This window comes from Bosea sp. 29B, assembly GCF_902506165.1.
Lineage (GTDB): Bacteria > Pseudomonadota > Alphaproteobacteria > Rhizobiales > Beijerinckiaceae > Allobosea.
On the sequence record NZ_LR733817.1, the window covers coordinates 1,363,259 to 1,384,009 of the forward strand.

Consider the following 20,751-nt stretch of genomic DNA (forward strand, 5'->3'; position numbering starts at 1 on the left):
ATCGACAGGTCCTCAAAAAAAATTCACCGGGACGGCCGCGCGGCATACGGCACCCATTTCCTGGGTCCATCGCCGCATTGGTTGAGCCTTTGGCCGAAGCACCCTAACTATCGGGGCGAACGGCGCCCGCGCCGAAACAGCGATCGCTCAGAGAGCCCCACCATGCCGGCAACCAGATTGGTCGACCGCGGCGTCATCCGCGTCAGCGGCGGCGACGCCCGCGATTTCCTCGACAACATCGTCACCAACGCAATGGAGACCGTGACGGTCGAACGCGCCGGATACGGCGGGCTGCTGACACCGCAAGGCAAGATCATCGGCGATTTTCTGATCGTCGCCGTGCCGGACGCGGAAGGCGGCGGCTTCCTGCTCGACACGCCCCTGCTCCAGATCTCCGACCTGATGAAGAAGCTGAAGCTCTACAAGCTGCGCGCCAAGGTCACGCTCGACGATCTCAGCGAGAGCGCGGCGGTGATCGCGGCGACCGATGGCGGCAGGCTGCCGGCCGAAGCCGGGCTGGTCTATGCCGATCCGCGCCTGCCAGAGCTCGGCGAACGCGCCATCGTCGACCGCGATGGTGCCGACGAGCTCGTCGATGCTTCGATGGACGACTATCACGCCCGCCGCATCGGCCTCGGCATTCCCGATGGCGGGCGCGACTTCCTCTATGGCGACGCCTTTCCGCATGAGGCGCTGTTCGACCAGCTCGGCGGCGTCTCCTTCAGGAAGGGCTGCTATATCGGCCAGGAGGTCGTCTCGCGCATGCAGCACCGCGGCACCGCCCGCTCGCGGATCGTGCCGATCGTCTTCAGCGAGGGCATCAACCCGGATGACGGCGTCGAGGCCAGCGCCGGCGGCAAGACGCTCGGCCGTGTCGGCTCCTGCGCCAATGGCCGCGGCCTTGCCTTGCTCCGGCTCGACCGAGTGGCGGACGCGCTCGCCGCCGGCCACAGGCTCGATGCCGGCGGCCTCGCCTTCACGCTGGCGCCGAAGCCGTCCTTCATTCGCTTCCCCTTTCCGGGCGAGCCAGAATTCGGAGCAGCGGCATGAGTGACGTCACCGGCGGGCGCGCGGCGGTCGAGGGTCCCGACGGCAAATATCGCTGCATCTGGCCGGGGAGCGATCCGCTCTATCTCGCCTATCACGACACCGAATGGGGCGTGCCGGAATACGATTCCCGCACGCTCTGGGAAAAGCTGATGCTCGACGGCTTCCAGGCCGGCCTGTCCTGGATCACCATCCTCCGAAAACGCGACGCCTTCCGCACCGGCTTTTCCGGCTTCGAGCCCGAGACCGTCGCCCGCTTCGGCGAGCCCGATGTCCAGCGGCTCCTGGCCGATGCCGGCATCGTGCGCCATCGCGGCAAGATCGAGGGCACCATCCGCAATGCCCAGGCCTATCTCAGGCTGAGCGAAAAAGGCCCCTTCAATGACTTCCTCTGGAAGCATCTCGACGGGCGCGTGATCCAGAACAGCTTCCGCACCCACGAGCAGGTTCCGGCCGAGACCGCCGTCTCCAAGGCGATCTCAAGGGAGCTCAAGGCCGCCGGCTTCACCTTCTGCGGCCCGACCATCGTCTATGCGGTGATGCAGGCCTGCGGCATGGTCAACGACCACCTCACCGGCTGTTTCCGGCGAGAGGAATGCGCGGCGCTCGCCCGCGACACGCGCCCCGCCGCCTGATGGTGAAGCCGCCCGCTCCGCCGCGCGCCTGGCAGCGCATGCTGTCGGGCCGGCGGCTCGATCTGCTCGACCCCTCGCCGCTCGATGTCGAGATCGAGGACATCGCCCATGGTCTTTCCCGCGTCGCACGCTGGAACGGCCAGACCCGCGGCGCGCATTCCTTCTCGGTGGCGCAGCACTCTCTGCTGGTCGAGGCGATCGCTGGCCATCTCAATCCCGACTGGTCGCGGGAATGGCGGCTGATGGCGCTGCTGCACGATGCGCCGGAATACGTCATCGGCGACATGATCTCGCCGTTCAAGGCGGTGATGGGCGATGCCTATAAGGGCGTCGAGTTGCGCCTGCTCGCGGCGATCCATCTGCGCTTCGGGCTGCCGGCTGCGACGCCCGCCATCGTCAAGCGCAAGACCAAGGACGCCGACAAGATCTCGGCCTTCCTCGAGGCGACCGAGCTCGCCGGCTTCGAGCGCGAGGAAGCACTGCGCTTCTTCGGCCGCCCGCAAGCCTTGCCGCGCGAGGTGCTGGCGCTGCTCGAGCCGCAGGCGACGGAGCAGGCGCAGGGGGCGTTTTTGAAGCGGTTTACGGAGCTAACAGGGCAGTAATCCCATGCGTCATTCTCGGCCGGAGCGCAGCGAAGGGCCGAGAATCTCAGGACGAGAAGGCACTGGTTTTCGAGATGCTCGGGTCAAGCCCGAGCATGACGCCCTTGCTCAATAACAGGACACGAATTCCCGATAGACCCAGCCGACCACATGGTTGCGGCCGCGCGGGCTGATCAGCGCCCAGGCCCGGCCGCGCTCGTCGGAGCTGGTGTTGATCACGCGGATGCCGGCGCCGTTGGTGACGCGGCCGATGATCTCGCCATTCGGCGTCTCGCGGATGTTGAGCGGCGTGCCGGTCGGGTCGGTGACGGCGCAGCGGTTCTGGGCGAAGGCCGGCGTCGTCACGAGGCCGGCGGCGAAAGCGGCAGCGAGCAGGCCGAGGCGGGTGGCGGTCATGAACAAGTCCCCTGATCGTCAACCGGCACGCCCCGCGCCGTGACACGCAGTTGCAATGGCAGCATCAGGGTCGGTTTCGCCTCCACCGGGGATTATTTCCATTCCTGATCAGATCATCTGACATTCTCTGCGGTTCCGGCCATAATCATGAAGCCCCATAATGCAGCCATCTGATCGCTGCCTTGGGAGATGACAGCCATGACCGCCCCGACCAGCCTGAAGCTTCCTGCCGGCGTCGTCGTCAAGGGCGCGCTCGCCGAGCGCTATGACGAGGTCCTGAGCCATGATGCGCTCGCCTTCGTCGCCGACCTGCAGCGCCGCTTCAACGAGACCCGCAAGCGCCTGCTCGCTGTGCGCAAGGAGCGCCAGAAGCGCTTCGACGCCGGCGAGACCCCGGATTTCCTGGCCGAGACCAAGCACATCCGCGAGGGTGACTGGAAGGTCGCAACCATCCCGGCCGATCTGCTCGACCGCCGCGTCGAGATCACCGGCCCGGTCGACCGCAAGATGATCGTCAACGCGCTGAACTCCGGCGCCAAGATCTTCATGGCCGATTTCGAGGACGCCTCCTCGCCGGTCTGGGCCAACATGGTCGAAGGCCAGATCAACCTCAGGGATCGCTGGGCCGGCAAGATCGACTTCACCGACGCGACCTCGGGCAAGGCCTACAAGCTCAAGGACAAGCCCGCCGTCCTGATCATCCGGCCGCGCGGCTGGCACCTGCCCGAGCGCCATATCGAGATCGACGGCGAGATCGCCTCGGGCTCGCTGGTCGATTTCGGGCTCTATGTCTTCCATAACGCCAAGGCAGCGCTGGCCCAGGGCTCGGGCCCCTATTTCTACCTGCCCAAGCTCGAGAGCCATCTCGAGGCGCGCCTCTGGAACGACGTCTTCGTCGCCGCCCAGACCGCGCTCGGCCTGAAGACCGGCACGATCAAGGCGACCGTGCTGATCGAGACCCTGCCGGCCGCCTTCGAGATGGACGAGATCCTCTACGAATTGCGCGAGCACATGGCCGGCCTCAACTGCGGCCGCTGGGACTACATCTTCTCCTTCATCAAGAAGCTCGCCCGCAACAAGGCCTTCGTCCTGCCCGACCGCTCGCAGGTGGTGATGACCAAGGCCTTCCTGCGCGCCTATTCGCTGCTGCTGATCAAGACCTGCCACCGCCGCGGCGCCTTCGCCATGGGCGGCATGGCGGCGCAGATCCCGGTCAAGAACAATCCCGAGGCCAATGCCGCCGCCTTCGCCAAGGTCAAGGCCGACAAGGAGCGCGAGGCCGGCGACGGCCATGACGGCACCTGGGTCGCCCATCCCGACCTCGTTCCCGTCGCGATGGAGGTGTTCGACCGGCTGATGCCGCAGGCGAACCAGCTCAACAAGCTGCGCGAGGACGTCTCGGTCGGCCGCGAGAACCTGCTTGAGGTGCACGAAGGCACCCGCACCGAGGAAGGCTTCCGCGAGAACATCCGCGTCGGCGTGCAGTATCTCGAAGCCTGGCTGCGCGGCCGCGGCGCCGTGCCGATCTACAACATGATGGAGGATGCCGCGACCGCCGAGATCAGCCGCGCCCAGATCTGGCAGTTCGTCCAGTACGGTGTCGCGCTCGAAGGCGGCGCCAAGGTCGACGCCGATCTGTTCAAGCGCTGCCTGCCCGAGGAGATGGCGCGGGTGAAGAGCGAGCTCGGGGCCGAGGCCTATGACAAGGGCCGCTTCCCCGAGGCGATCGACCTGTTCTCGAAGCTCTCGCTCGCGCCGGAATTCGAGGAGTTCCTGACCGTGCCGGCTTACGGGAAGCTGGGCTGATCCGAAGACCCGCGCCGCTCATATGGGCGGCGCGGGTCTGCTCTCTGACGCTCGGCCGTAAATTTCAGCTTTTGCCCGCTTTGGGTCGGAAGCGGACCTAATGGCTCTCGCCTGCAGGTATACCGGCAGCCACCTTTGCGCGTCGCCAAGTCGCCGACCATGTCATGAGGCCAAGCGACCAGCCGCACAGAAATCCAATGGCTCCGACTACGAGCACAGCCACACCGCGAGCGGCCTGCGGCCCTGCGGCTTCCTCGGGCATAAGAGGCCAATATAGCGTAGCGAATAGGCCATACCCGTAACCAAATGCCATTGCGCCAATCCAGCCCAGTACGGCAGCGATGAAAAACGTGAGCAGCACGGAACAGGTGATGGCTACAGCTTTCATTATTCGAAAATATCCTGGGCAGGCAGTAGATTAACGAGATCGGAAGCCCCTCAACCCGATGATAACAAGCGTGATGCCTGAAGCAATAGGAAGAACTACATTAGGGATGGCCCAAGCCCAACCAAGTCCGGCTTGACCCAGCGGCAGAACGACGTGTGCCGCTCCATGCAAAAACTGGATCAGACCGATCAAGAAGCACCAGATTCGGGTAACTGCCAAACTCATCAAATCGCCGCCATTTGTTTAAAAGAGCTACTGGGCATTGAGCCATGCCTACAACGGGTCGGTAAAGGACATTGTAGAAGGCTGCCTTTGAGACCAGATTGTTCGCTTCATATCTGGCTGCCATGGAGCCTGAGTTGAGCCGTCATCTGTGGGTAAATCTACGAGCAGCACTCGTCGGCGCGGTGGCGCTCGCGCTTGCAGGCGATGCGCAATGCGTCGAAGCGATCCATAGAATCGACTTGCCGCTCCCCACGGAATTTCGCGAGCGAGCGGCAACCATATTGAGCGAGCTTCGGCCAGCCGACTTTCAGAACGCGCTGCAAAATACAAAAGCTCGCTGGTTGCAGGGGCCGGTTGAAGGCGAAACTTTAATTATCTTGCGCATCGAACAGGCCTGTTTCAATTCGGGCTGCATGACAATTCTCGGCCGCATGACGGCTGCTGGAATAAAGCCCGATTTGGTCATGGAGGCAGGCAAATCGTTCCGCGTTTTAGATACGTCGATCGCCAGCTTTTGGGGGCAGACCGCATCCCCGCTGTTGGTATTTCAGACGGATGCTGGTCCCGGCCTCGCCGTCGCCGTTCGAGCAAACGGCTCGGTGGTGACTGCCTGCAACTGCGCCAACTGGGCGGAAGCGCCCCAAGCACCACCACCGCCCGCCGACTTACCCAAACTAAGCTTCGAAGATTTCACGCGTGCTCTGGAGCGCATCCATAAGTGAATGCAAGAGGCGCGGGAGCGCGCCTATGCACTGTCGCAAGTTCCGCAACGGGTCGCGAGCGGACTTAGCTTGGGAGATATGACGGTCGATCAGCGACGCTCAGTCCGTGTGATCCCGCACTTGGTGATCGACCGCTGCTGCAAAACATTGACCGCTACGTTCGGCCGCAACTCGTAGAACGACAGCGTCCGATAGCTCCAAGCGTAAGGCACGCAGTTCTTAAGCGCCACCGTGTGCAAGAAAAATTGAAACTCCGCAGGAGCCTCTCGAATGGACGCGAAGAAGCTATGTTCTTCGACCTCCTCTGCACCAAATGCGAGAACAGAACGATGCCTGACGCTGTCGGCATAAACCCCTACAATTGCGGTTGGCAGGAGCACCGCCAAGATTGTGAAGACAGGCAGCCGCAGTACTGGGCTGATCCTAGTTCTCAGCGGGGTAGCGAAGATCAGAGCCGAGGCTGCCATGCAGAGGAGGGCAATCATCCTCCAATAGGGAAGTCCTAGCCGATCAGACCAGATTGTCGCCAAGGCAAGCGCGTGCGATGGGTCGCCGAAAAGGATCGCTGTCGCCGCGCAAAAAGCGACGGCGCTGAGGAACAGCTTCATTGCAAGCAACAGGGTGCCTCGCTGTGTGGATTTTTAGGGAGTGATGTCTAGCAAGGAGCGCTATGGAGTTCACTAGCCCCGCGTCCGCTAAGGGCCGGTAGCAGACATTACGCTTGACGACGACTATCGGTGCCGACAGTGTCGCAGGGCATGCTCAGGAACCGGACCATTTGCGACCGACGCCGACGCCGCTTCATCCGAGCGGCGGCTTCTTGGCTGCGCGTCGATCAGCGTCCTTCCGCGTGAAGGCCTCACCATAGGCCACAGCCGAAGCGACTTCGACCCGCGTTCCTGAACCCCCGCAGCCCTCGGCTCCGGGGGTTTTCTTTTGCCCGCCCCCCCAAAGAGGACACCATCATGAGCATTCGCGTCGGCATTGTCGGCATCAGCGGTTTTGGCGGCGGCGAGGCGCTGCGCCTGATCGCGAGCCACCCGTCTTTCGAGCTGGTCTACGCCGCCGGCGAGAGCAGCGCCGGCAGCCGTCTGGTCGACCGCTTCCCCGGTGTGCCGGCCAAGCTGGCCGAACTGGTCATCGAGAAATGGGACCCTGCGGCCCTGCCGAAGCTCGACCTGCTGTTCGCGTCGCTGCCCACGGGCGCCTCGGCCGAAGCGCTGGCTCGCGTTCCCAGGCACGTGAAGATCGTCGATATCGGCGGCGACCACCGCTATGTCGACGGCTGGGCCTATGGCCTCGCCGATATCTGGCCGGCCCAGATCGAAGGTCAGACCCGCATCGCCAATCCCGGCTGCTTCCCGGCCGCGACGCTGACCGCACTGGCGCCCCTGCTGGCCGGCAAGCTGATCGAGCCCGGCAACATCGTGATCGACGTCAAGACCGGCATCTCCGGTGCCGGCCGCGGCGGCGACAGCAAGTTCGGCTATGCCGAGAGCAACGAGAACCTGGTGCCCTACGGCCTGCTCAGGCACACCCACATGCCCGAGATCGCCAGCACGATCGAGCGGCTGAGCGGCGGCAGCGCGGCCGGGCTGGTGTTCACGCCGCATCTGGTGCCGATGACCCGCGGCATCCTCGCCACCATCTATTGCCGCGGGCGCGCCACCACGGAGCAGTGCCTTGACGCAGCACGGCGCTTCTACGCCGGGCGCTCCTTCGTCCGCGTGACCGACAGGCCGCCGCAGACCAAATGGGCGACCGGCTCGAACCTCGCCTTCGTCAGCTATGCGGCCGATCCGGAGCGCAACCTGGTGATCGCGATGGGCGTGGTCGACAATCTCGGCAAGGGGGCGGCAGGCCAGGCGGTGCAGAACGCGAACCTGATCTGCGGCCTGCCGGAAACCGCGGGGTTGGACGGCGCACCCATCTGGCCGTGATGAAGGCGGACCTCCGGGCAGCTCTTCAATCTGCTGCGGAGGTCCGCTCATGCGCGCAAGCGGCGCAGGGCGTCGCGACTCAAAAACCGTACATCGCGATCATGATCGCAAAGGCGAGAGTGAACAGGACGCCGGCTGCGGTCGGCGCAGTCACGATGAAGGCGGCCAGGATCGGATGGCGGTTCCGCCACGCCAACGCCGCCGCCGAGACCGCGATTACGAGCAACGCGATGAAATAGACCAATGTGCGCCGCGCTTCGGCGTCGAGGTCGAGCCCGTTGCGGATGACGGACGGCAGCATCCCGAGCCATCCAAGCATCCAGCACGCGGCCACGGCGAGGGTCGCGCCGCGCAAGTCGCGACGCCCGATAAGCACGAAGGCCACCGCAGCGGCCATGAGCTGGAGCGCGCCTGCTGCCGGAACGATCCAGCGCTCGATTCCCGTGTAGAGGTTCGGCGCCCCGACAAACGGCAGCAGCAGCGAAGACAGCCCGAAATAGGCCGCAAGCCCGGCCGACAGGATGAGAAGTAGCCAGGCCGCCTTGCCGAAGGGCGAGCTGCCGCCGGGCTCGACATTCACCACCGCTACCTCGCTCGATCACAAGCGCGCGGAACCTCGGGAAGGTCGCGGCTCGATTGCCTTCACCTGACCGCCCCCGTACGACCATTCCCGAAGATAACGACCAAGGCACGCGCCCGCCAAGCCTCGCCTCACAGCGTTCCGCTGCCATTTACTTGCAACAACGTCAGCGACTGGACCGGAATGCGCAGCAGAACACGATCGAGTTGACCGGTCGAATTTCGATGATGTGTCGCATCATTTTCTCCGCAAGAAGCGACACATGATCAGTCGATACCGATCGCCACCTTTTCCGGCCACCGCGGATGGCTGAACCAGATCCGAATCTGTGTAACGAGCGCGCGAACCGGCTGATCCAAAACAATCTCATCGTCGATCGTCTCGACAAGGATATGCAGCCTTGGTGTTTCGAGTTGACCAACGAACCCCGGAGCATAGCCGGGGTCGACGTCAGCTGCCGTGCCTATCGTCAACTCGGTATCGCCATCCACCTCCGGCATGCAAGCCACCAAAAGACAGCTCGGCGACGCGGCGACCGGCGCGATCGGCTGATCCGAAGGCACGTCGACAGGACGGCCGCCCGAGACGATGACCATCGAGTTGCTCGGGCAAATCGTTGCTGTCCTGACCATCGTCACGCTATCCCCTTCAAGGGACCCACCCCGGCATAAGGGCGCGCGATCAATCGATCCCGATCACGACCTTCTCCGGCCAGCGTGGATGGCTAAACCAGATGCGGATGGTCGTCAGCGTCGACGGCACCGCTTGCGTAAACACGACGACGTCGTCGACTTGATCGATGAAGAGCGTCTTTTGCGGCGTCTCCAACTCACCAATGAAGGAAGGAGTCGAGCCTGGGTCGACATCGGCGGACCGTCCCAGCGTCATATGGGTCGGTCCGTCGATCTCAGGATACACACAAACGATCAGGCAATTCGAGCTCGCGGCGACCAGGTTGCCGTTCCGCTCCAGCTTGTCAACGGGAACGTCATAGTCACCACCGCCATGGACGAAAACGATCGAATTCACGGGTTGGATAGTGGCAGTTTGGGTCATCCTACCGTCTCCTCTGGATCGCCCGAATGTTCCCGCCTTGCGCATCGCTGCATGATCGACAATGAGGGTAAAGCCTCTGTCCACTTCCTTTCGGGCTCAGCGCGTTTGGAATTTGGTGGTCAGGGATAAAGTTCCGACTAGGTAAACCCGGCTCGGTCGTGCCGCATGTATGGCACCCATATGTATAGCCCAGCCGATTGATTTCCTGTCGTTCCTCAGCTGTGAATCGTCGGGATGGGCCGCGGGATGGTATCGATTCTTCCGCAAATGGCCCCGGCCCGATTCCCATCCCTTGCAGCTCGCGCAGCCGCGCCTCGGCTTGCCTAACCGCAGCCTGGTTCGTCGCAATTGCGCCTTCGATGCCCTCCGAGATGCTAGCTGGCGGCTTCCAACGCGCATCGATTTCCTGCACCCGACGGATCGCCGCCTGCGCCTGCAACTCGGACGCGACGAGCCGAGCCTGCTGGGCAGGCGTCGCGTTCGGCCAGGCACCGGCACCTCCACGCGACCTACCCGTTGCCCAGTCGAGAGAGTCCTTGTCCAGGCCATCGAGGGCTCTCTCGAGGTCCGAGCTTAGACTGTCCTCACCGGCGCTGCCCTCACCTCCACCGCTCGTCCACTGGCCGCCATCGGGATTTCCTGCCGGGACGCGCGGTTGATCGGGGTTGTATTTGGACGCGACCGGGGTCCGAGACCCTCTGGCGAGCAGATCACGTCTCAGCTCCAGCAGTGCCAGGGCGATCCGCTCGACGCCGAGCCGCATGTCGAACAATGCAGTTGCGAAATCCGCTTGCGCCACGGCCTACTCCCTCGCCCGAAGCGCATTATCGGGCCGGCTAGGACACCGGTGATAAGATCTCCCATTATCCCCGCGGGCAGGCGCATTCGGCTTCATGGGCCTTTGCAACCACCACCACGCCCCCTATGTCCGCTCTTTCCGTCGGAGCATGACCAGATGCGGCTCGCGATCCTCTCCGCCCTCGCGCTCAGCCTTCTCGCAACGAATGCCGTCCGCGCCGAGACGCTGAAACCCGAGCGCAGGATCGAAGCGACCTCCGACTTCACCGGCAAGAAGCCACGCAAACCCGCCAAGGACATCAGCGGCATCGCCTGCCGCCCGCCCGCCGGTGGCGACTATCGCTGCCTCGTGATCAACGACGAGAACAAGGCCGCCCAGTTCGCGACGCTGAGGCAGGGCGCGATCATCCCCGGCCCCAGCCTGCCGCTGGTCAAGGACAGCGCCCCCGCCGCCGCGAGCGGACGCCAGCCGGCGATCAGCTGCCCCAAGCATGGCGGCTTCGAGGATTTCGACGGCGAGGGCGTCGCCTTTGCCGATCGCCATTACTACGTCGTCGGCTCGCATGGCTGCTCGCGGCGCAGCGGCGAATATCGGCCCTCCTCCTTCCTGCTGGCCCGGATCGTGGCCGGCAATGGCGAGGCCGGCACCCCCGAATTGAGCTGGCGCGTCGCCGATCTGCTCGGCGCGGCCGGCGAGGTCGCGCCCTTTGTCGGCAAGGCGCTCGACGAGACGAGCAACGGGCTCAATATCGAGGGCCTCGCGGTGGTCGGCGACCGGCTCTGGCTCGGCCTGCGCGCACCAGCACTTGGCGGCCGCGCCTTCCTCGTCGGTGGCAGCGTTGCCGAACTGTTCAAGCCGGGCAGCGAGCCGGCAGCGAGCAAGCCGCAGCTCCTCGCCTTTGCCGCCGGAGCTCAGCGCGGCGTGCGCGATCTTACTCCGCTCGCCGATGGCCGCCTGCTCGTCCTCGTCGGTCCGGCGCAGGAGCAGGACGTGCCATATGCGATCCTGCTGCTCGACACCGCCGACCCCGCCGCCATCCGTGAGCTCGGCGAGCTGCCCCGACGCAAGGACGCCAAGGCGGAGGCGCTCGCCGTGCTGGCACAGGAGCGTGGCGAACTGCGCGTCCTCATCGGCTATGACAGCGTGAAGAATGGCGGCTTCGAGGAATACCGGCTGAAGCTGCCCTGATCGGAAGGCGGCCTTCCCGGCTGGCGCCGGACATGCGATGCGCGTGGCCATGAGCTTCCTTGCGCGCCTCGATTCGACTGTCTCCCGCTATCTCGCCGAGGTTGCAGGCCTGCGCGAGCGGCTCGCTCTGCTGCGCTGGCAGATGGCAGAGCGCCATGCGCTCGACCGGCGCGAGACCATGCCGGGCCATGTCACCACCAGCGCCTTCGTGCTCTCGCCCGACCATGCGCAGATCCTGTTGATCGACCATGTCGTGATCGGCCGCTGGCTCCAGCCCGGCGGCCATTACGAGCCGGCAGCGAGCTTCCATGCCTCGGCCTTGCGCGAGGCGGTGGAGGAGACCGGCGTCGCCGCTCCTATCCTGCATCCCTGGCATCGCGGCGGCGATCTGCCCTTCGCGATCGACAGCCATGAGGTGCCGGGCAATCCACGCCGCAGCGAGCCGCCACACATCCATCATGACCTGCAATATCTCTTCATCGCCGATCCGGCGCTGCCGCTGATCGCCCAGGAAGAGGAGGTCCACGCGGCCGCCTGGAAGCCCATCGCAGCTCTGGCGGAGATCGCGCCGGTCGCGTTCGCACGCTTGCATGCGTTGAACGCCCGGGACTGAGCGGCTCGCTGTTGCTAGATCGCAACAATGTAACATTATGATCCCGCGATCGATCATCCAATGTTGCAACTCATTTGCATTTACGTAGAGTCGATTCGCCAACAGGATCGCCAGCTATGCTCAGGCCCGCCGCCTTCGCCCTTGCCGTCTCGGGCCTGCTCTCGCCCGCCTTCGCCGCCGACCTGCCCTCACGCAAGGGCGCCCCGGCCGCGCCGCCGGTGCTTTCGGCCTGCAGCGAGAGCGAGGGCATTCCGACCGACGCCTTCGGCTTCACCACCGGCTCGGATGTCGCCGATCCCGGCTCCTTCGGCGCCAGCCTGACCTATAATGGCGGCTTCGGCGTCCGCGACGGCCGCCAGGCCGCGCATGGCCTGCAGTTGCAGGGCTCCTATGGGCTCTTCCCCTGCTTCGAGGTCGGCCCCTACCTCCTCGGCGGCTACACCGACGCCACCATCGGCGGCAGCAAGGCGGACAATCGCAGTGCCGGTGCCGGCGTCGAGATGAAGTACCGCTTGCTCGGCCGCGACCTGCACGGCATCGGCCTCACCGTCATCGTCGATCCCAGCTTCAACCGCACCGATCCGACCGGTGCCAGCAACTTCACCACCTACAACACCGGCTTGCGCATTTTCGCCGACAAGACGCTCGTCCCCGGCAAGCTCTACGCCGCGCTCAACTTCTCGCATGACCTGACCTGGACGGGCCCGAGCTCCTATCTGCGTTCCTCGACCTTCACGGTCGGCGGCTCGCTCGCCTGGCAAGTGCTCGACGGGCTCTATCTCAGCGGCGAAGTGCGCCATCAGCGCCGCCACAACGAGCTCGGCTTCGGCAAGGAAGCGGGCTACGCCACTTTCGCCGGCCCCGGCATCTTCTGGCAGGCGAGCAAGCAGCTCGCCATCTCGGCCGCCTACAACGTCCAGATCGCTGGCAAGGCCAAGGGCGTACCGGGCGATCTCGACATCACCAATTTCAGCCAGCACCTGCTGAAGGTGAAGGCGGCCTACAGCTTCTGAGAGCATCAGACCCAAAAGTGGAATCCACTTTTGGGACCAATCTGATGCTTCGACAAAAGACGGTTCACCTCACGCCTCTTCGAGCGGGCACTCCAGCCGCTCGCCGGCAAGGACAGCCTCGATCCGACGCTCGTAAGGGGCGGGCTCGAGCCCGCGTTCGGCCAACCAGCCGGCATCGTAATAGGTCCGGAGATAGCGCTCGCCGGAATCGCAGATCAGCGTGACCAGCGAACCCTGTTCGCCCTTTGCCCGCATCGCATCGGCGAGCCAGCACAAGGCGAAGAAATTGGTCCCGGTCGAGCCGCCGACGCGGCGACCGAGCCGGCGCGAGAGCACGTTCATCGCCGCGATCGAAGCGGCATCCGGCACCCGCACCATACGATCGATCACCCCGCAGACGAAGGAGGGCTCGACCCGCGGCCGCCCGATGCCTTCGATCAGCGACGGCCGCTCGCAGCAGCAATCGGCATCGGCGGTGCGATAGCCGTCGAAGAAGGCCGAGTGCTCGACATCGGCGACGCAGAGCCGGGTGGCATGGCGCTTGTAGCGCAGATAGCGCCCGAGCGTCGCCGAGGTGCCGCCCGTGCCGGCGCTCATCACCATCCAGGCCGGCACAGGATGGGGCTCCTTGCCCATCTGCTGGAAGATCGATTCGGCGATGTTGTTGTTGCCACGCCAGTCGGTCGCCCGTTCGGCATAGGTGAACTGGTCCATGTAGTGGCCGCCGAGCTGGTGGGCGAGCGCCTCGGCCTGCGCATAGAGCGTGCGTCCGTCGTCGATGAAATGGCAGGTGCCGCCATGGTGCTCGATGGCGGCGACCTTCTCGGCCGAGGTCGAGCGCGGCATCACCGCATAGAAGGGCACGCCGATCATCCGGGCGAAATAGGCCTCAGACACCGCCGTCGAGCCGGATGAGGCCTCGATCACCGGCGTGTCCTGGCGGATATGGCCATTGCACAGCGCATAGAGGAAGAGCGAGCGCGCCAGCCGGTGCTTCAGGCTCCCGGTCGGATGGGTCGATTCATCCTTGAGATAGATGTCGATGCCTGCAAGCGCCGGGCAGTCGAGCTTGAAGAGATGAGTGTCAGCCGAGCGGTGCTGGTCGGCTTCGAGCGCAGCGATGGCACGGTCGGTCCAGTCACGGGAGCAGGGTTTCCGGACTGAAGGAGAAAGCTCGGCATCCATCGCGAAGACCTGTGCGCAAGGGCGGATAGGCCATTATGCGCAAGCCCGCCTCCGGGGCCAGCGTCGAACCGTCCTTGCGATGGCTGGCCATCCGATCTTACTCCGGCACCGGCTGGCCGACCGTTGCGCTCGCTTCGGATTCCGCCTCGGCCGGCGGCTGTCGCGAGCCGTCGGCACTGGTCCGGCTGATCGTCTCGACGACATCGGCCGCGAGCTTCTCCAGCAGCTCGCGCTCGCGCGGATCGAGATTGCGCGCTTCCGCATCGAGGATGCAGAGCGCTCCCAGCACATGGCCGGCGGAGGAGCGCAGCGGCGCCCCGGCATAGAAGCGCAGGCCCCAGGTCTTGGCGACGGGATTGTCTGTAAAACGCGCATCGCGCTCGGTATCGGAGACGACCAGCGTCTCGCCACTGGCCACGACATGCTCGCAGATCGCCGCCCGGCGTGGCAGGATCGGCCGCCCGGCCGCGTCCCGGCCGAAACCAGATAGTTCCTTGCTGCCGCCGATGACGATCTCCTGCTCGGCATCGATCGCCGAGATCATCGCCACGTCGACATCGAAGGCATCGGCCGCGCGCTTGGCGATCGCATCGAGATCGTCACGCAGCGCCTCGTCGAGGAAGCCCGTACCGTGGAGCGCCGCCAAGCGCTCGGCATCGTCGGCCGGCATCGCTACCACAGCCGGTTCGCTCGCCGTCTCGGGCAACAGGCGCTGGACCCGGCCGATCGTCTCCTGGATCGAGGCGGCGATCTCGTCGGCACCGATCTCCTTGCTCGCCTCGCCCGCCAGCCTCTCGGGCGGCACCGTCCAGAGAACCACGATGACCGTCAGCTCCGGCCAGCGCTGCCGCAGGCGCCGGCAGAACTGCCGGGCGGCGTTGTCGGGCTCGCCGCTGAAATAGTTGAGGCAGACGATCGGCACCCCGTCGAGATCGAGCCTGGCGACCGAGCCCGTCGTGACATGAGCGATCCTGCGCACCTGCGCGGGGACGCCTTCGAGGTCGAGCGCATGGGCCAGCATCTGCGCGGCGATCCCGTCGATCTCCCATTTGCCGCCGATGCAGACCACCTTCGGAGGCAAGCCCTCCGCAGCCGCGACCGGGTGCTCCTCGCGCAGCTCCTCCAGCAGCGCCTCCATTCCCTCCGCGATGCGCAGCCGGTGCGCCGCAGTCGCCTGGCGACCATAATCGTCGCTGGCGAGGCGCAGCACCGCGACGCCGACGGTGTCATAGAAGGGCACCACGGAGAGCGTCTCGATCTCGCTTTCGGCGATCTCGATGGCTTCGTCGACATCGCCCGCTAGCAGGCGCTGGTAGATGCGTTCGGTCGGACTGAGCACCGGCACCGAGCCGAGCAGCGTGTCGAGAAACTGCAATTGCGGCAGCGTCTTGCCGAGGACCAGCAGGCAGACCGTCAGCGGCGTCGACAGGATCAGGCCGACCGGGCCCCAGAGCGCGGTCCAGAACGTCGCGGCGGCGATCAGCGAGATCGCCGAGAGCCCGGTGCTGGTGCCATACAGCATAGGTTCGACGATGTTGTTGCTGATGAGCTCAAGCCCCGCGATCAGCGCCAATGTCCACAGCACCATGTGCCAGCCGGGGTCGACCGCGAAGGCGAGCGCCAGCGGGAAGACCGCGGAAATCAGCGCGCCGACATAAGGCACGAAGCGCAAGACAGCCGCGACCACGCCCCAGAGCAAAGCGCCGGGCACGCCGATCAGCCACAGGCCGAGCGCCAGTGGGATGGCAAAGGTGGTGTTCACCACGAGCTGCATCAGAAGGTAGCGGCTGATCCGCCTGCCGGCATCCTCGATCGCATCGGTCGAGCGGTGCAGGTTACCGCCGAGGATGCGCAACAACCGGTCGCGCAGGTCGGTCCGGTCGAGCAGCGCCAGCACCACGAAGACGAGAATGATGCCGGCCGTCGCCAGCGGCTCGAGTGCCCGCCCGAGCCAGACCAGAGCCACCTGCAATTGCGTGCCCGGCGCCGGCACGATCTCGACGCGCTGTGCCCCGGCGCCCTGCACTGACTCCACTTCCTTCTGGAGGGAGGCGATCGCGTTCAGCGCACCATCGAGCATCCCCGGCGCCCTGAACTGCGCCTTGAGATCGTTGAGCTTGTTATGGATCGTCGACTGATAGCTCGGCAGTTGCTCGCCGAGCGAACGCAGCTGCGTGCCGAGCACGAGGAAGAGCCCGGCCAGCAGCACCAGCACCACCGTCATCACTGCCGCGATCGCGACCAGCTTCGGCACGCCGCGCCGCCGCAGCCACATCACCGGGGGATTGAGCGCGAAACCGATCAGGAAGGCGAAGGCGAGCGGGATCAGGATGTCCTGGCCGTAATAGAGCGCTGCGATGATCACTGCCGCCGAGACGAGCGTCGCCGCCACCTTGACGATGTCGGCGCCACCCAGATCGCCCGCGCCGATGCCACCCACCTCCGGCTGGACCGCTCTTCGGCTCGGAGCCGGTGTCGTTGCCATGCGCGAAGCCCCCCGGCCCCCTATTGGGTCGCCTTAAGAACGTGGGACGGACCACCCGGTTCCGCCTGCGCCCCACGCCGCATTGCGAACTGCAAGCTCCAGGCGCTAAGACGAAACGATCTTCAACCATTGGTGTCGGCGATGGCGCGGGAAGAGGCCGGAAACGGCGCATCGGACAAGGCTGGGATGATCTGCCGGGCGCTACGCCGCGCGATCATCGAGCGCGCGCTCGAACCCGGGGCGGCCTTGCCTGAGGACGCGCTCGGCGAACGCTTCGGCGTCAGCCGTACCCTGGCACGCCATGCGCTTGCCCAGCTCGCCGCCGAAGGTCTGGTCGAACTACGCCGCAACCGCACTGCCGTGGTGGCAACACCGAGCTGGCAGGAGGCGCGCGACACCTTCGACATCCGCATCGAGCTGGAGCGCCTCGTCGTGCGCCAGCTCGCCGGCCGGCTGAGCAAGGCGCAGCTTGCGGCCCTGCGCGCCCATGTCGACTCGGAGGATGCGGCGCGTGGCGGCCCGGACGCGATATCGATCCGGCTCGCGACCGAGTTCCACATCCTGCTCGCTGAGATGACGGAGAGCCCGATCCTGATCCGCTATGTCAGTGAGCTCGCCTATCGCTGCTGCCTGATCCTGTCGCTCTACAGCCGGCCGCATTCCTCGGAATGCGGCATCAACGAGCACCGCCTGCTGATCGACGCGCTCGCAAGCGGCGACGTCGGAAAAGTCACGAGCCTGATGCACCACCATCTCGATTCGGTGGCGGAGCGCGCTCTGGTGGCGGAAGCCAAGCCGCGCGGGCGCGACATCATGGCGATCCTGGCGCCCTATGCGGAGGCGCCGGCGGAGCCCGCCAGGACCGCACGCAAGCGCTCGCTCAAGGCCGCGGAATAGCCGCTCGCGAGGGTGAACGGGCGAATTGACGCTGCCGCATTTCCGCCCTACTCGTGAACGCGACGGTTCCCTCACGGGATCAAAAGGGAACGCAGTGCGGATGGCTCGGCCATCTCATGCTGCGGCTGCCCCCGCAACTGTAAGCGGCGAGCCTTTCGCCATACGCCACTGGGACCTCGGCCCTGGGAAGGCGGCGAAGGGCAGCGACCCGCGAGCCAGGAGACCTGCCGTCAGCCGTGGTCACACGCGAACACATCGGCCGGGGTGCGCTGATGGGTGGTAGAACTGCGCGCGCCCGGTTTCGGGAGTGGGTGGGGACATCTCGTTCGCGGTGACGTGCCACTGACGTTACCGCCGAGGTTTCCCGTGTTCCGTTTGCCAAAGCCCGCCAAGAGCGGGCATTCGCCCCTTGCCCTCTCCCTGCTCGCCGCCTCGACCATGTTGATATCGCTCTCTGCACTGGCGCAATCGGGCGAGAAGCCGATCGCGCTCGACGAGATCGTCATCAGCCCGACCGGCGTTCCGACCCCGGCCAGGGAGATCGCCAGCTCTGTCACCGTCGTCACCGCCAAGGAGATCGAGCGCCAGCAGCGCCGTACCTTGCCGCAGGCGCTCGCCGCCGTGCCCGGCCTCAACCTCGTCCAGACTGGCGGCCCGGGCGGGCTGACCTCGGTCTTCATGCGCGGCACCAACTCGAACCACGTCAAGGTGCTGATCGACGGCATAGAGGTGAACGACCCCTCGACGCCGAACCGTTCCTTCGATTTCGGCCAGATGCTCACCACCGACATCGAGCGGATCGAGGTGCTGCGCGGCCCGCAGAGCGGCCTCTATGGCGCCAACGCGCTCGGCGGCGTCATCTCGATCACCAGCAAGCGCGGCGAGGGCCCGCCCAAGGTGACGGGCTCGGTCGAGGCGGGCTCCTACGGCACCTTCAACCAGAGCGTCGGGCTGAGCGGCGGCAATGACCGCTTCGACTACGCCTTCAACGTCAGCCATTTCCGCTCGGATTCGACCCCGGTGACGCCGCCGAACTTGGTTCCCGCCGGCCGCCGGCGTAACCCGAGCTCCTACGACAACTGGAGCTATTCCGCCCGCCTCGGCGCCAGGCTGACCGACACGCTGAGCGTCAACTGGGTCGGCCGCTATATCGACGGGCAATTGCTGTTCACCGGCGATTCCGGCTTTCCGAGCCTGCCGAACAGCTTCCGCTCGAGCCAGAACTACCGCCAGGCCTTCACCCGCGGCGAGATCGTCTGGGATCCCTTCGAGGGCCGTTTCGTCAACCGCTTCGGCGTCTCCTACAGCAATCAGGACCGCTCGAACCGCACAGCCAACGCGGCAGGCATCCTCGGCCTGCCGACCGAGAACCTCGGCGAACGCACCAAATACGACTGGCGCGGCGACCTGAAGCTCACCCAGAGCCAGACGCTGGTGATGGGCCTGCAATATGAGAACGAGCGCTTCGACACCTCCGCCAAGACCGTTTCGAACGGCAATAGAGGCGCCTTCGTCGAATTGCAGTCGAACTGGACCGACCGCTTCTTCACCGTCGCCAATATCCGCTACGATGACGACGACAAGTTCGGCGGCCACACCACCTATCGCATCGCACCGGTCTTCATCGTGCCAGGCACCGACACCAAGCTGAAGGCGAGCTACGGCACCGGCTTCAAGGCGCCGACGCTGAGCGAGCGCTTCAGCGATTCACGCCCGGCCTTCAACTTCTACGGCAACCCCGATCTGAAGCCAGAGGAAAGCCGCGGCTGGGATGTCGGCTTCGAGCAGCCGCTGCTGAACGGGCAAGTCAATTTCGGCGCGACCTGGTTCCACAACGACATCGACAACCTGATCCTGACCAACGCCACGCGCACCTCCTATACGAACATCGGCCGCGCCACGACCAAGGGCGTCGAGGCCTTTGCGGCGCTCGAACTGACGCCGCAGTTCAAGGTCCGGGCCGACTATACCTTCACCCTCGCCAAGGACGAGACTGCGCGCCAGGAGCTGCTGCGCCGGCCGCGCCACAAAGCGAGCGTCACTGCGAGCTGGATGCCGATCGAGAAGCTGACGCTGTCGGCGACGCTGGTCTATGTCGGCGCTCGCATGGACGGGAACCGCGACTTCTCGATCTCCAGGATGCGAGCGCCAGGCGCCGCGATCATCAACCTCGCCGCAGACTACAAGGTCGACGAGAGACTCACCGTGTTCGGCCGCGTCGATAACCTGTTCGACAAGCGCTACGAGAACCCTGTCGGCTTCCTGGTGCCGGGCCTCAGCGCCTTCGGCGGGATCAGGGTGAGCCTGTGAGGCGACTGGCTGCCCTCGCGCTCGGCCTCTGGCTGGCGGCGTTCGGCGGCCCCACCCATGCGGACGATGCGCCAGGGAAGCCGAAGCGCATCGTCTCGCTCAACATGTGCACCGACGAGCTGGTGCTGCGGCTGGCGTCACCGAAGCACGTCGCCTCGGTGACCTGGCTGTCGCAGGACCCGCGCAACGCTAACATGGCTCCGCGCGCCCTGACGATCCCGGCCAATCACGGTCTGGTCGAGGAAGTACTGGCGCAAAAGCCCGACCTCGTCGTCGCCGGCGCCTATACGACGCGCTCGACCGTCGCGCTGCTGAAGCGCGTCGGCGTGCCGGTCCGCGAGTTCGGCGTGCCGGGTAACCTCGCCGAGATGCGCGCCCAGATCCGCGATATGGCGAGGCTGCTCGGCGAGCAGCAGAACGGCGAAGCCCTGATCGCGGAGATCGACAAGCGCCTCGCCGCGCTGGCGGACCGCCCTCGCCCGGCGCATCCGCGTGCGATCGTGCTGCGTCCGAACGGCTTCACCACCGGGCGCGGCTCGCTCGTTGACGAGATCCTGACGGCAGCGGGGCTGACCAACCTCGCCGCCGAGCTCGGCATCGACAATTACGGCCAGATCGCGCTCGAGACCGTCGCGCTCGGCAAGGCCGATATCCTGATCCTCAACACCACGCCGAACGGCCCGCCCTCGCTAGCCCATGAGATCCTGCATCACCCCGTCCTCGCCCGACTCGGCGACCGGCTGAAGCTCGTCGCCTTGCCGTCGAAGCTCTGGACCTGCGCCGGTCCGGCGGTGATCGACGCGATCGAATTGCTGCTCGACGCGACCGCGCCGACGCCAGCCGGAAAAAGCCCATGAGCGTTAC

At 65.5% G+C, this 20,751-nt stretch carries 19 protein-coding genes and 1 riboswitch; of the genes, 12 read left to right on the top strand and 7 right to left on the bottom strand.

Translation table 11 applies throughout. The features are described from left to right. The first annotated feature begins 162 nt into the window (after positions 1-162). The 3 genes from GV161_RS06720 to GV161_RS06730 are packed head-to-tail and all read left to right on the top strand — an operon-like array spanning position 163 to position 2,284. Positions 163-1,050, top strand: coding sequence for a folate-binding protein YgfZ (locus GV161_RS06720; protein ID WP_152015439.1), 888 nt, complete (start codon positions 163-165; stop codon positions 1,048-1,050). Beyond that, positions 1,047-1,682 (top strand): DNA-3-methyladenine glycosylase I, encoded by a 636-nt coding sequence (locus GV161_RS06725; RefSeq protein ID WP_152015438.1) that lies wholly within the window; start codon positions 1,047-1,049, stop codon positions 1,680-1,682. The genes GV161_RS06720 and GV161_RS06725 overlap by 4 nt, the downstream gene beginning before the upstream one ends. After that, a complete protein-coding gene (locus GV161_RS06730; protein ID WP_152015437.1) occupies positions 1,682-2,284 on the top strand; it encodes an HD family hydrolase in 603 nt (200 codons plus the stop codon). The genes GV161_RS06725 and GV161_RS06730 overlap by 1 nt, the downstream gene beginning before the upstream one ends. Positions 2,285-2,392: 108 nt before the next feature. On the opposite strand, the gene GV161_RS06735 is transcribed toward GV161_RS06730, so the two are convergent. Beyond that, positions 2,393-2,680, bottom strand: coding sequence for an SH3 domain-containing protein (locus GV161_RS06735; RefSeq protein WP_152015436.1), 288 nt, complete (start codon positions 2,678-2,680; stop codon positions 2,393-2,395). Between the two features lie 198 nt (positions 2,681-2,878). Between GV161_RS06735 and aceB the strand changes: the two genes are divergently transcribed. After that, positions 2,879-4,486 (top strand): malate synthase A, encoded by a 1,608-nt coding sequence (aceB, locus tag GV161_RS06740; protein WP_152015435.1) that lies wholly within the window; start codon positions 2,879-2,881, stop codon positions 4,484-4,486. A 747-nt stretch (positions 4,487-5,233) separates the two neighbouring features. Beyond that, positions 5,234-5,821 carry a hypothetical protein gene (locus tag GV161_RS06745; RefSeq protein ID WP_152015434.1) on the top strand — a complete coding sequence of 196 codons (588 nt, stop codon included), beginning with the start codon at positions 5,234-5,236 and terminating at the stop codon, positions 5,819-5,821. Positions 5,822-5,910: 89 nt separating this feature from the next. On the opposite strand, the gene GV161_RS06750 is transcribed toward GV161_RS06745, so the two are convergent. Beyond that, positions 5,911-6,429 (bottom strand): hypothetical protein, encoded by a 519-nt coding sequence (locus GV161_RS06750; protein WP_152015433.1) that lies wholly within the window; start codon positions 6,427-6,429, stop codon positions 5,911-5,913. A gap of 357 nt (positions 6,430-6,786) precedes the next feature. On the opposite strand from GV161_RS06750, the gene argC reads away from it, so the two are divergent. Beyond that, a complete protein-coding gene (argC, locus tag GV161_RS06755) occupies positions 6,787-7,761 on the top strand; it encodes an N-acetyl-gamma-glutamyl-phosphate reductase (protein ID WP_152015432.1) in 975 nt (324 codons plus the stop codon). A 79-nt stretch (positions 7,762-7,840) separates the two neighbouring features. On the opposite strand, the gene GV161_RS06760 is transcribed toward argC, so the two are convergent. The 3 genes from GV161_RS06760 to GV161_RS06770 form a co-directional block, all read right to left on the bottom strand. Then, on the bottom strand, positions 7,841-8,344 hold the full coding sequence (locus GV161_RS06760) for a hypothetical protein (RefSeq protein ID WP_152015431.1): 504 nt from the start codon (positions 8,342-8,344) through the stop codon (positions 7,841-7,843). A gap of 263 nt (positions 8,345-8,607) precedes the next feature. Beyond that, positions 8,608-8,937: a hypothetical protein gene (locus GV161_RS06765; RefSeq protein ID WP_152015430.1), complete on the bottom strand. Its 330-nt coding sequence runs from the start codon at positions 8,935-8,937 to the stop codon at positions 8,608-8,610. Positions 8,938-9,022: 85 nt separating this feature from the next. Beyond that, a complete protein-coding gene (locus tag GV161_RS06770; RefSeq protein ID WP_152015429.1) occupies positions 9,023-9,397 on the bottom strand; it encodes a hypothetical protein in 375 nt (124 codons plus the stop codon). 955 nt (positions 9,398-10,352) lie between these two features. Between GV161_RS06770 and GV161_RS06775 the strand changes: the two genes are divergently transcribed. The 3 genes from GV161_RS06775 (at position 10,353) to GV161_RS06785 (ending at position 13,010) form a co-directional block, all read left to right on the top strand. Then, positions 10,353-11,384, top strand: a complete 1,032-nt coding sequence (locus GV161_RS06775; protein WP_152015427.1) for a DUF3616 domain-containing protein — start codon at positions 10,353-10,355, stop codon at positions 11,382-11,384. Between the two features lie 49 nt (positions 11,385-11,433). After that, positions 11,434-11,997 carry an NUDIX domain-containing protein gene (locus tag GV161_RS06780; protein ID WP_159650182.1) on the top strand — a complete coding sequence of 188 codons (564 nt, stop codon included), beginning with the start codon at positions 11,434-11,436 and terminating at the stop codon, positions 11,995-11,997. A gap of 116 nt (positions 11,998-12,113) precedes the next feature. Further along, a complete protein-coding gene (locus GV161_RS06785) occupies positions 12,114-13,010 on the top strand; it encodes a hypothetical protein (RefSeq protein ID WP_152015425.1) in 897 nt (298 codons plus the stop codon). Positions 13,011-13,079: 69 nt separating this feature from the next. Here GV161_RS06785 and GV161_RS06790 read toward each other — a convergent pair whose 3' ends face one another. Further along, positions 13,080-14,195, bottom strand: a complete 1,116-nt coding sequence (locus GV161_RS06790) for a PLP-dependent cysteine synthase family protein (protein WP_152015424.1) — start codon at positions 14,193-14,195, stop codon at positions 13,080-13,082. A gap of 97 nt (positions 14,196-14,292) precedes the next feature. After that, positions 14,293-16,680 (bottom strand): AI-2E family transporter, encoded by a 2,388-nt coding sequence (locus GV161_RS06795; protein ID WP_152015423.1) that lies wholly within the window; start codon positions 16,678-16,680, stop codon positions 14,293-14,295. Positions 16,681-16,821: 141 nt separating this feature from the next. Between GV161_RS06795 and GV161_RS06800 the strand changes: the two genes are divergently transcribed. From GV161_RS06800 to GV161_RS06810, 3 genes are all read left to right on the top strand, one after another. Further along, positions 16,822-17,577, top strand: coding sequence for a GntR family transcriptional regulator (locus GV161_RS06800; RefSeq protein WP_152015422.1), 756 nt, complete (start codon positions 16,822-16,824; stop codon positions 17,575-17,577). 46 nt (positions 17,578-17,623) lie between these two features. Further along, positions 17,624-17,824: riboswitch (cobalamin riboswitch) on the top strand. Positions 17,825-17,943: 119 nt separating this feature from the next. Further along, positions 17,944-19,887 carry a TonB-dependent receptor gene (locus GV161_RS06805; protein WP_244624149.1) on the top strand — a complete coding sequence of 648 codons (1,944 nt, stop codon included), beginning with the start codon at positions 17,944-17,946 and terminating at the stop codon, positions 19,885-19,887. After that, complete coding sequence (locus GV161_RS06810) at positions 19,884-20,744, top strand: ABC transporter substrate-binding protein (protein ID WP_201302994.1); 861 nt, start codon at positions 19,884-19,886, stop codon at positions 20,742-20,744. Before GV161_RS06805 ends, GV161_RS06810 begins: the two co-directional genes overlap by 4 nt. The last annotated feature ends 7 nt before the right edge of the window (positions 20,745-20,751 follow it).

Coding starts and splice junctions, on each gene's coding strand:
- GV161_RS06795 (WP_152015423.1), bottom strand. CDS start 16,680: ATGGCAACGACACCGGCTCCGAGCCGAAGAGCGGTCCAGCCGGAGGTG.
- GV161_RS06790 (WP_152015424.1), bottom strand. CDS start 14,195: ATGGATGCCGAGCTTTCTCCTTCAGTCCGGAAACCCTGCTCCCGTGAC.
- GV161_RS06800 (WP_152015422.1), top strand. CDS start 16,822: ATGGCGCGGGAAGAGGCCGGAAACGGCGCATCGGACAAGGCTGGGATG.
- GV161_RS06730 (WP_152015437.1), top strand. CDS start 1,682: ATGGTGAAGCCGCCCGCTCCGCCGCGCGCCTGGCAGCGCATGCTGTCG.
- GV161_RS06780 (WP_159650182.1), top strand. CDS start 11,434: ATGAGCTTCCTTGCGCGCCTCGATTCGACTGTCTCCCGCTATCTCGCC.
- GV161_RS06770 (WP_152015429.1), bottom strand. CDS start 9,397: ATGACCCAAACTGCCACTATCCAACCCGTGAATTCGATCGTTTTCGTC.
- argC (WP_152015432.1), top strand. CDS start 6,787: ATGAGCATTCGCGTCGGCATTGTCGGCATCAGCGGTTTTGGCGGCGGC.
- GV161_RS06725 (WP_152015438.1), top strand. CDS start 1,047: ATGAGTGACGTCACCGGCGGGCGCGCGGCGGTCGAGGGTCCCGACGGC.
- GV161_RS06775 (WP_152015427.1), top strand. CDS start 10,353: ATGCGGCTCGCGATCCTCTCCGCCCTCGCGCTCAGCCTTCTCGCAACG.
- GV161_RS06750 (WP_152015433.1), bottom strand. CDS start 6,429: ATGAAGCTGTTCCTCAGCGCCGTCGCTTTTTGCGCGGCGACAGCGATC.
- GV161_RS06735 (WP_152015436.1), bottom strand. CDS start 2,680: ATGACCGCCACCCGCCTCGGCCTGCTCGCTGCCGCTTTCGCCGCCGGC.
- GV161_RS06765 (WP_152015430.1), bottom strand. CDS start 8,937: ATGGTCATCGTCTCGGGCGGCCGTCCTGTCGACGTGCCTTCGGATCAG.
- GV161_RS06720 (WP_152015439.1), top strand. CDS start 163: ATGCCGGCAACCAGATTGGTCGACCGCGGCGTCATCCGCGTCAGCGGC.
- GV161_RS06785 (WP_152015425.1), top strand. CDS start 12,114: ATGCTCAGGCCCGCCGCCTTCGCCCTTGCCGTCTCGGGCCTGCTCTCG.
- aceB (WP_152015435.1), top strand. CDS start 2,879: ATGACCGCCCCGACCAGCCTGAAGCTTCCTGCCGGCGTCGTCGTCAAG.